This is a genomic window from Leptolyngbya cf. ectocarpi LEGE 11479 (genome assembly GCF_015207065.1).
Classification (GTDB): Bacteria; Cyanobacteriota; Cyanobacteriia; order Phormidesmidales; family Phormidesmidaceae; genus Leptothoe; species Leptothoe ectocarpi.
In genome coordinates this window covers 1-9354 of sequence record NZ_JADEXP010000256.1, presented here as the reverse complement: position 1 = coordinate 9354, position 9354 = coordinate 1, and the positions used below count along the sequence as shown (strand labels likewise).

The 9354-nt window shown below is 51.7% G+C and carries 9 protein-coding genes and 1 CRISPR repeat array; of the genes, 3 read left to right on the top strand and 6 right to left on the bottom strand.

The window, feature by feature from the left end:
- The coding region (locus IQ260_RS21815) for a response regulator (RefSeq protein WP_193995202.1) at positions 1-208 on the bottom strand (208 nt) is incomplete at its 3' end.
- Positions 205-1539 carry a sensor histidine kinase gene (locus IQ260_RS21810; protein ID WP_228016335.1) on the bottom strand — a complete coding sequence of 445 codons (1335 nt, stop codon included), beginning with the start codon at positions 1537-1539 and terminating at the stop codon, positions 205-207. The genes IQ260_RS21810 and IQ260_RS21815, both read right to left, overlap by 4 nt.
- A gap of 104 nt (positions 1540-1643) precedes the next feature.
- Here IQ260_RS21810 and IQ260_RS21800 point away from each other — a divergent pair, with 104 nt between their 5' ends.
- Positions 1644-2354: a Spy/CpxP family protein refolding chaperone gene (locus IQ260_RS21800; protein WP_193995199.1), complete on the top strand. Its 711-nt coding sequence runs from the start codon at positions 1644-1646 to the stop codon at positions 2352-2354.
- Positions 2355-2880: 526 nt separating this feature from the next.
- Positions 2881-3941: a CRISPR direct-repeat array (repeat unit 35 nt; unit sequence GTTTCATACCTATTACCCCTCACGGGGACGGAAAC).
- Between the two features lie 233 nt (positions 3942-4174).
- Here IQ260_RS21800 and IQ260_RS21795 read toward each other — a convergent pair.
- The gene (locus IQ260_RS21795) at positions 4175-4414 is read right to left on the bottom strand and encodes a hypothetical protein (protein WP_193995198.1); all 240 of its coding nucleotides are present in this window, start codon (positions 4412-4414) and stop codon (positions 4175-4177) included.
- 469 nt (positions 4415-4883) lie between these two features.
- Here IQ260_RS21795 and IQ260_RS21790 point away from each other — a divergent pair, with 469 nt between their 5' ends.
- The gene (locus tag IQ260_RS21790; RefSeq protein WP_193995197.1) at positions 4884-6995 is read left to right on the top strand and encodes an AAA family ATPase; all 2112 of its coding nucleotides are present in this window, start codon (positions 4884-4886) and stop codon (positions 6993-6995) included.
- A 78-nt stretch (positions 6996-7073) separates the two neighbouring features.
- Here IQ260_RS21790 and IQ260_RS21785 read toward each other — a convergent pair whose 3' ends face one another.
- The 3 genes from IQ260_RS21785 to IQ260_RS21775 are packed head-to-tail and all read right to left on the bottom strand — an operon-like array spanning position 7074 to position 8089.
- Complete coding sequence (locus tag IQ260_RS21785; protein ID WP_193995196.1) at positions 7074-7550, bottom strand: ribonuclease toxin HepT-like protein; 477 nt, start codon at positions 7548-7550, stop codon at positions 7074-7076.
- Positions 7547-7921: a nucleotidyltransferase family protein gene (locus IQ260_RS21780; protein WP_193995195.1), complete on the bottom strand. Its 375-nt coding sequence runs from the start codon at positions 7919-7921 to the stop codon at positions 7547-7549. The genes IQ260_RS21785 and IQ260_RS21780 overlap by 4 nt, the downstream gene beginning before the upstream one ends.
- Before the next feature lie 27 nt (positions 7922-7948).
- Positions 7949-8089: a hypothetical protein gene (locus tag IQ260_RS21775; protein WP_193995194.1), complete on the bottom strand. Its 141-nt coding sequence runs from the start codon at positions 8087-8089 to the stop codon at positions 7949-7951.
- Positions 8090-8679: 590 nt separating this feature from the next.
- Here IQ260_RS21775 and IQ260_RS21770 point away from each other — a divergent pair.
- Positions 8680-9354, top strand: a 675-nt coding sequence (locus tag IQ260_RS21770) for an RtcB family protein (RefSeq protein WP_193995193.1), incomplete at its 3' end; no start/stop codon positions are given.

Here is a 9354-nt window from a genome sequence, read left to right as displayed (position 1 = left end):
CCCCATCCATCACCGGCATCCGCATATCCATGAGGATCACCGCTGGCAGCGGGTCAAGCTGTTCTAAAAGAGCCAAGGCTGTCTCGCCGTTATCAGCATCGCCGACGATGGTAATATCGTCTTCTAAGTCCAGCAGTGTTTTTAGCCCCTGGCGAATAATCTGCTGGTCATCTACTAGCATGACGGTAATGTTGGCGGGTTGATTCATGACTGTTTTTCTCCTGAACTGGCTCCTGGAACGACCACTCTCAGCTCGCAGCCACTGCCGGGTGAACTATTGAGCGTTAGCTGACCGTCGATAGCCTGGGCTCGTTCTCGCATGCCCTGCAGCCCAAATCCGGTTGAGGTTTGGCTGATGTCAAAACCGCGTCCGTTGTCTCGTAACAGCAGTCGTGTTTCGGAGACATCTGCGATGAGGCTCAGGTCTACCGCCGTCGCTTCGGCATGTTTGACAATATTAGTGATGCCTTCTTGAGCAATGCGATAGAGCGCCATGCTAGTGGCAGTGGGTAAAGGGGTCAAAAGCTGAATGTTGATATTGGGGGTGATCCCAGCGCTGGTGTGTAAGGTGTCAATTAGCGCATTTAATCGAGCGTGAAGAGAGTCTGCCGGAGACTTGTCCCGCAGGGTGGCTACAGACTGACGGACATCCTGAAGCGCTACCGACCCCAGCCGTTTAGCTTCTTTTAGCAGGGCTTGAGACTTTTGCGGGTCTCGCTGCGAGAGTTTGATTGCGCCCTCTAGCTGAATGTTAAGCGCGGTTAGCGAATGACCTAAAGAGTCATGGATTTCGCGGGCGATGCGGCTACGTTCCTGGGCAGTTGCCAGCTGTTTTACCTGGGTGGCAGACCGCTGCAGCTCTTTGTTGGTTTTTTGTAATCGAGTTTGAATTGTTCTTTCATTGAGCAATGCATTGACTAGCAATAGTGTAAACACAAGCGACAACCCAAAAAATACAACCAGGTTCATATGTAGACTGTGGACCCAAGGGCGAAAAGGTCTAGGGATAGGGCCGTCTAGGCGTCTAAACTTGATCCCAAGCGTGGTCATAAATAACAGAAACGTCAACGCCGTCACAGCTATACGCCCCATGAGACCTACCATTAGACAGCTGCGAATCACCAATATTAGATAAACAAAGGGGAATAACCGTGTTCCCCGTAGCATGAGTACTGACGTGATCACAATCAGCACCAGCTGGAGGGCAAGATGCCCCAGACGTCCCCATATGCCTTGGGTGGGCAAATAAAAACCGAGCAGGCCGAACAACAAAATACAGCTAATTGCCAGTATCGGTGCAGACGTGTGATGCTGCACACCGCGTCGCGCTATTTCCCGCAGCGGCGTCGGTGCGGTTAGGATACCGGTAATTGCCACCGCCAGCAGCCCCCACTCTAGATAGAGTAAAAATCGAAACGGATGATTGTGAAACTGGATAGCGCGGGTCATGGTTTCTGTGTTTACAAACACTGTCCCTTTCAACCCTACCCGTAAATTCAGCCGTACCCAGGTATTTCTGCCATTAGTGCCAAAAGTCATGGGGTTAACCATGACCTCAGGTATGACCGATGATGACTCCCGCTAGCAGCCACTGCTGTAACACCTTGACTAGGATAGGACCATCGTTAAGGAACTGACCCACGATGAAATTTCCAACCCTGAAACAATGTTTGGGTAGTGCTCTGATGTTAACTGCTTTGGCAGTGACCCCCGCTATCCTCAGAGCCCAGAGCGCCAATGCGTTACCTCCTGGAGTGGCAGAAGAGATTAATCTGACCTCGGAGCAACAGGCTGAGCTAGATGCTATCAAGGAGAGCGCTCACACGCAGGTAGAAGCGATTTTGAGTGCCGATCAGCTAGCAGCTTTGGACGGGAAAACCGGTCGAGAACGGCGTCAGGCTATGCGTAGTCTAGATCTGAGTGAAGAGCAGCGCACTCAGCTACGAGAGATTCGCGAAACGTCCCGTGCGGCTGCCGATGAGGTGTTTACCGATGAGCAGCAGGCTCAGTTACAAGCCATGCGCGGTGAGCGTCGGGGGCGTCATCGAGAAGAGTTTGCTGAGAAGCTTAGTTTGACGTCCGAGCAGCAGGCTGAACTCGATGCGATTCGGGAGAATGCTCACACCCAGGCTGAGGCGGTTTTGAGTGCTGACCAGCTAGCGGCTTTGGACGGTAAAACGGGGCGTGAGCGGGGCCGGGCCATGCGTGATTTGGACCTGAGTGAAGAGCAGCGTGCTCAGCTGCAAGAGATTCGTGAGGCGTCGCGAGCGGCGGCTGATGAGGTGCTGACGGATGAGCAGCTGGCTCAGCTGCAGGAGATGCGCGGAAACCGAGGGAATCGTCGTTCTCGTTAGGAATGTGCATCTAGATAATCGACTTTTCTGATGCTTGAGGTCGATGTTTGTCCCATCATGTTAGCCACACACCTGGCCTGGAGATGATTGTCTCTGGGCCTTTTTTGGGAATTGATTGAGTGGGTGAGCCTAATCGTTTATAAGATAGAAGATCAGGTGTTTAGCTTCGTCGAATAAGCCCCCAAACCCCCAATACTGGGGGCTTTGAATCTAGTTTCCCCCAATATTGGGGGACGGAAGGGGGCCTCGGGATCTGAAGCCTAATTGGGACAACCTACTTATCAGGCTAGACAATTGGGGATAGATGGGTTAGCTTGTGGGAGCTGGGTGTGGGTCTTCGCACCCCCCTGAGAACCTTGAAAACCTGATAGCTGCGTTTACCTGCGTCGATGCCTTGCTGTGATTGGCTTCTATCGTCTGACGTGGGGCTAAAATGCTCGGTTTTGACTTGAATTCTGTGGACAGAACCGGGGTGCGTCGATTTGACGGTCAGATTGCTTGTCTGGTAAGGGCTCCTGAGAGAGGGGTTTCATACCTATTACCCCTCACGGGGACGGAAACCTCTGCAGGTTCAACATAGTCTGATAACGGCTGCTCGAAGTTTCATACCTATTACCCCTCACGGGGACGGAAACCTCATGATAAGAGCAATAGCTTGGCGAGCACTAGGTACGTTTCATACCTATTACCCCTCACGGGGACGGAAACCGGTGTGCCTCAGCCAGCAGGTCTGTTGTCTTAGCGTTGTTTCATACCTATTACCCCTCACGGGGACGGAAACCCGCTGCTTTCCCTGCATTTAGCAGGCTTCTAGCCGTACCGTTTCATACCTATTACCCCTCACGGGGACGGAAACCTCAGCTGGGCTTCGGTAGACTTGACGGCGTTGCGTGTTTCATACCTATTACCCCTCACGGGGACGGAAACAAAATTGTTTTAGTGTCGTTAGGCGGAGAGCCAACCCGATACGGTTTCATACCTATTACCCCTCACGGGGACGGAAACTTTGAACTAGATTAGCAAACATAACAGCTTTCTTCATATAACAGTTTCATACCTATTACCCCTCACGGGGACGGAAACTCTGCAAAGTTATCAGGTTGGCCCATACGTTTCCTTGAGGTTTCATACCTATTACCCCTCACGGGGACGGAAACTTTTCAAAACTAACAGAGATACTATTTACTCCTTCTTTTTGTTTCATACCTATTACCCCTCACGGGGACGGAAACAATTGCGAATGTTTGAAATACAACAGTTACAAAATCAGGTTTCATGCCTATTACCCCTCACGGGGACGGAAACTTAAACGTATCGAGTGTTGATGTCGCTCCATTGGAGTGTTTCATACCTATTACCCCTCACGGGGACGGAAACCTTGGCCTTGGAGTTATCGCTATATTTGTTTTGGTTTCATACCTATTACCCCTCACGGGGACGGAAACCAATAAAAGTACAGGGTCCATAATTAAAGTCTCTTACTGTTTCATACCTATTACCCCTCACGGGGACGGAAACATAGTACCAGACGCAACCAAGGAGCCCACTTCGAGTTTCATACCTATTACCCCTCAAGGGGACGGAAACTCCATCAAAGCTACAATCGTTTGTCTCAATTACTGTTTCATACCTATTACCCCTTGTATGTTTAGAGACGTAGCAGTAGACTGCAATCCCCTAGGTCAATGTAGGTGATGCTCACGAAGACGAAGACTTTGGAGAAACAGCAGTCTGTAGGGTGGGCAACTGCTTAGACGTATCTTTTACAATTCGCCAAAATTGTAGTTGCCCACCGTTGTTAGCTCATCATTACGCTCGTTCTAATCCATCCGTACCCGCTTAATCAAAATCGCCATGGCCTCATTCGGTTGCCCCGTCGGTAACGGACGGCTCCAATCATTAGCCTCAGCGTAGTTGAGCTTGTGCAGGTGTTTGATGGTGGTCTGGATATAGCTCAAACTACCAAATAGCAGATGGCGTCCAGACTCGTAGGCGTGCTCGGGGAGCGACGCAGGCTGGTTTGACGACGCATTTGCGCCGGAAGTTGATTCTTGAAACATAGGTCTGGTTCTCCAATGAAACGAGAGGAAAGCCAGAACCTACCCCTTAGCCCCCCACAAAAAGACATGGCAAATCGCAGGGGGTAGGGCATAATATCCCAATCCCGTGGATTGCTCGCGAATCCGTGGGTAGCCATCGGCCAGGTGGTACCAGCACCTGCCGATGGTGCCAAGTTATAGGTTCTAGTGGACGTGCTGCAAAAGCAGCATTGGGCCACTGTAAAACGGGTTTTGGGGTTTCGTCAAGCGGTAAATGCAGGATGAGGCTACTGACCTGTAGGCGCATGTCTTGCCCTAGGATCGGTTGTGAGGCTTGAGCCCACGCTGGGTTGAAAACCCACCGCTAGTTGAGGGCTGTCCACTAAAGGGACAGTTTGGCTGTGTGTACTGTCTCTAAGCCCATAACAGCACCTATCCCCATCCATCAAAAAATCCGAAATCCAGGGCATACTGACTGAATAAAACCAGTATGAACACCATCCCCATCCCCATCGGCAGCCTCGTCCTCCTCTCCGGTGCTCCCGGAGCCGGAAAAACCACCGCCTGTCAGCACCTCCCCCCCGAACTCGTGCTGTCCAGCGATACCCTGCGGCAAACCTTCTTTGGCACCGCCAAAACCCTGGTCGATGGCCAAGTCACCGACCGTCCCCTCGCCACCGACGACCGGCTCATCTTTTCCACCCTAGAAAATATCGTCCGCGCCCGACTCAAAGCCGGACTCACCACCGTCGTAGACGCTACCCTGATCAGCGATAAAGAACGTAAACCCTTTGCCACCATTGCCGAGGAGCTAGGCGTGCCCGTACAGGTGATCATCTTTAACCCACCGGTCGAGCAGGTGCAGCAGCAAAATCAGCAGCGCCGCCGTCGGGTGCCGAAGGCTGTGGTAGCGAGGTTTTGCGATCGCATCCAACTCAACTCCCACTGGCCCTTCACCCTGACCCTAGGCAACACCACCCTAACCGTTCAGATTCCCACCATCCCAGACACCGCCCAGATAGACGTCATCGGCGATGTCCACGGACTGGCCGACACCCTCCAGGCCATGCTCCACAAGCTGGGCTATGACCTAGACCTCAATCACCCCGACGGTCGCCAGCTGTGTTTCCTCGGTGACCTGGTCGATCGTGGTCCCCAATCCCTAGAAGTGCTTGATCTAGTCATGCAGGCCGTCGCCAAGGGCCACTATTGTGTGCGCGGCAACCACGACAACAACCTGGCCCGAGGGCTGCGCGGCGACACCATCAAAAGCAAATCCACTCGGGGCACGCTCCACAAAGCACTCCAGCGTGACAACAACTACCAGAACCAGGTAAGAGACTTTATCCAGTCGCTGCCCTCGTTTTATCGATATCGCCACTATGTCCTATGCCACGGCGATATCGAATGGTTTGACCCCGTTTTGCAACCCGATCGCGAGCGGGTCTATGGCCGCTGCCGGATGCACGAAACCCATGACACCGACGGCATTTTTCGCCAGACCAGCGACCTCTCCGTCGTCCGGGGCCATATTCCCCTCACCTCCCAGGGAGACCGCACCTATTCCCTAGAAATGGGAGCCGGGTTTGGCGGCCCCCTAGCCGCCATGCGCCTACCTGAGCAAGACCGGGTGGAAGTACCCTGCGCCTTTGACTATAGCCAGCGTCCCCCCAGCTTTGCCGCGCAAATGGACCCGCTGGTGTCCAAAAAACTGGTCAAGCGGGTCAACAATGGCCCCCTCACCCTGTTTAAATACAGCTCCAGAGCCTTTTTCTCTCCCACCGCCTGGGACGACCATCCGGAGCTAAAGCTAGCCCGTGGCGTTGTCGTCGGTCTCGATGGCACCCCCGTCAGCCAGCCCTTTCCCCGCACATTTAACTATCTAGAACGCGATACTACACTGCCCCATGACACCGATGTCATCGCAGTGGAAAAACTCAACGGCTTTTTAGTGAGCACGTTTTTACATCCTTATGATCCAAATCAGGTGGTAACGACCTGTTCAGGATCTTTTCAAGGAGAGTATGTGGAGTATGCAAAATCATTGCTCTTTAGAAAGGGACTGTATGGCCGTGTCCTGACCTGGCTCCAGGCACACCGCCATGTGACGCTGCTATGGGAAGCTATCCACCCTAACGATCCGCACATTATTCAATACGGACCGGAGGATCACGGACTGCACTTAATTGGGGCCGGTGTGCTGGGCGCTGGCTTTATGAGTGAAGAGGAGCTGGATGCGATCGCATCCAGCTTACAAACACCCCGACCCACCTGGTTCCCCTGTACCTTTGGCGACGCCATCTCCAAATCCCACCATGTGGAGCACGAAGGCTTTATGATCCGCCTGGCCACCGACGGCACCTTTGCCCTCAAACTCAAAAGCCCCTACTATCTGCGCACCAAATTTTTAGCCCGGCTCAACCCCAAAAAGTGCAAGTTCATGTACGCCCAACCCCAGCGGTTCAAGCAAGAGCTGGACGAAGCCTTTTGGCCCCTAGTCGATGCCGTCACCAGTCAGATCACCCAGGAAACCTGGCTCAGGTGGACCGATATTGAACGTCGTGATTTTGTCCAAACCTGGATGAACGAGGTATACAAGTAATAGGAGACGCAATACCGCCATAAATTGTCAAGCGCTAGCCATGTCGAGTCCTACTAATCAAGCACCCGCATCTACTATCTAGATTTGTCCTGACTCTAGTAGAAAGGCTTGAAGATCGGCCTGCAAAACCTGCATACAGGACACTAACTGACTGGATAGCTCCTTGACCCGGCTATGCTCTAGTTCGAATGAATAATGGCTGCGAACAACATGACGAAAGCGACGAAATTCATCCAAAAATGCAAACGTTTCACTTGAAATCACCGCTTTGCGGATTTCAGGTAAAGGCAATGCCATCTGTTCTAGCAGCTCACTGTGCCAACTCTTACCACTAGGCACATCGCCATCAATCGTCCGCGCAATGTCATACAGAATATTTTCAGCACTGGTGTAAAAGCTTTGCATATTTAAGCCACACGTACTGATCAGAGCATCTACAATATCATCATCATCATTGAACTCTGACTTATGCAGTAAACGCTTTGTTTGGCTAACCGCATGACGCATCTGTGTTAGCTCATGCTGAATTCTGACACTTAGCTTACCTTGATTCATAATTCAAGGCCCTGCAATATAGACTCCTGAATATAAAAAGGTGCTTTCTCAAACTCAATGAGATCAACTTCGAAATCACAATGCTTGTCAATAGCAGCACCAGCCTTAAATAGTAAACAGGAGTCTAGTCCCCAAACCGCTAGGTCAATATCTGAATGACAAGTCATTTGCTCATGATCAAGCAATGAACCAAACAAAACGACCTTGTTCACCGAAAAATCTTGTTTAAGACATGTAGCCATCTGACGAGCTGCCTCTAGCCCCTGCTGCTGACGCTGTTTCATCATCGCTAACCGTTCCGCCCTCGTCGCGCGTGCCGCTAATACACGTTGTATAATTTGCTGCTGACGCTCTTCAGAAACATCAATCATCGGACTATAAAGGCAATGAATTTTCCCTTAGTTTAATGCCACAAGCAATTGCCGGTACCCATCACCTTCAGATAGCAAACTCAAGATGCGATCGCAGTAAACCGTTCCCAGTAACTCTTGACCAGCCGCTTCAGTCACCCAAATTCCAGCATGACCAACGTTTCTCACCTAAGGCTCCTCAATAACCCATCTTTTACGGTGTGGAGCATAACGGGTCGCAGCGTAACCACTTCACCGACCACCCAAACACGCTTTCAGGGATAATCATCATATTTTTGCTGGGGGTGTGGGGGCGTCGAGGCCCCCACGAACAGGAGGGTTTCAGGGAGGAAAGCCCTGAGCAACCTTTATCGCGCTTGATCTATGCTCAACCCATGTATTTAGGGATATTGTCTATACTCAACCCATATATTCAGGAGTATTGACAACTAGCGAAACCAGCTGCGTGGGGTCCCACCGAGTTCCCCACACCCCCTGGCTAGGGCGGACCGCCGCCCTAGAACCCACGGAAAAATATGAGCGGTATCCCTAACAGCGTCTTTGGGCAGTTGGTCAGGTGATTTAGAATTTTGCGCGCTGCGACAAAATTCTAAAAGGAGCGGTTATCCCATTTCCGGTTAAACACAATTGTCATCGTCAAAACTATGAGCTTAATTTTTGACAAGCCCTTAGTGCGAACCATCCCCCTAAAACCATTCTCCCTAAATACCGTGGGCATTGTCTAATTCTATTTTCGGTCTATTCATAACTCGATAAATATGCCATACCAAAACGTCCCCTTCAGAACCAACAAACCCATCCTCTCCTGGGCCAACCACGATCTCGCCTCCAGAGAGATCCAAATGGCCAAAAACGTCGCCTCCCTCCCCTTCGTCTACAAACACGTCGCCCTCATGCCCGACGTCCACCTCGGCAAAGGAGCCCTCGTCGGTTCCGTCGTCGCTACCGAAGACGCCCTCGTCCCCGCTGCCGTCGGTGTCGACATCGGCTGCGGCATGTGCGCCATTCGCACCCCTTACAAAAGCAAAAAGCTCGACGGCAAACTCAAAAAAATCCGCAAAGAAATCGAAGCCACCATCCCCACCGGATTCGACAGTAACAAGAAAGTTGGCAAATCCGTCTACAACTGGCAAGGCTGGCGCAATTTCAAAGACTTGCACAAAGGTGTACAGCATTTAGAGAAAAAAGCCCTCAGCCAAATGGGCTCCCTCGGCGGCGGCAACCACTTTATCGAAGTATGCATTGACACCGAAGACAGCGTTTGGCTGATGCTCCACTCCGGCTCCCGCAATATCGGCAATATGCTGGCCAAACATCACATCAGCACCGCTAAAAATCTGCGCAAACTCGCTAATGAAAAACTACCCGACCCAGATCTCTCCTACTTTGTCGCTGGGACCGAAGAATTTCGCAGCTACTGGAACGACCTGCAG

Bases quoted from the DNA above. Each gene is read 5' to 3' on its own strand.
- IQ260_RS21810 (WP_228016335.1), bottom strand. From the start codon at position 1,539: ATGACTTTTGGCACTAATGGCAGAAATACCTGGGTACGGCTGAATTTA.
- IQ260_RS21800 (WP_193995199.1), top strand. From the start codon at position 1,644: ATGAAATTTCCAACCCTGAAACAATGTTTGGGTAGTGCTCTGATGTTA.
- IQ260_RS21795 (WP_193995198.1), bottom strand. From the start codon at position 4,414: ATGTTTCAAGAATCAACTTCCGGCGCAAATGCGTCGTCAAACCAGCCT.
- IQ260_RS21790 (WP_193995197.1), top strand. From the start codon at position 4,884: ATGAACACCATCCCCATCCCCATCGGCAGCCTCGTCCTCCTCTCCGGT.
- IQ260_RS21785 (WP_193995196.1), bottom strand. From the start codon at position 7,550: ATGAATCAAGGTAAGCTAAGTGTCAGAATTCAGCATGAGCTAACACAG.
- IQ260_RS21780 (WP_193995195.1), bottom strand. From the start codon at position 7,921: ATGATTGATGTTTCTGAAGAGCGTCAGCAGCAAATTATACAACGTGTA.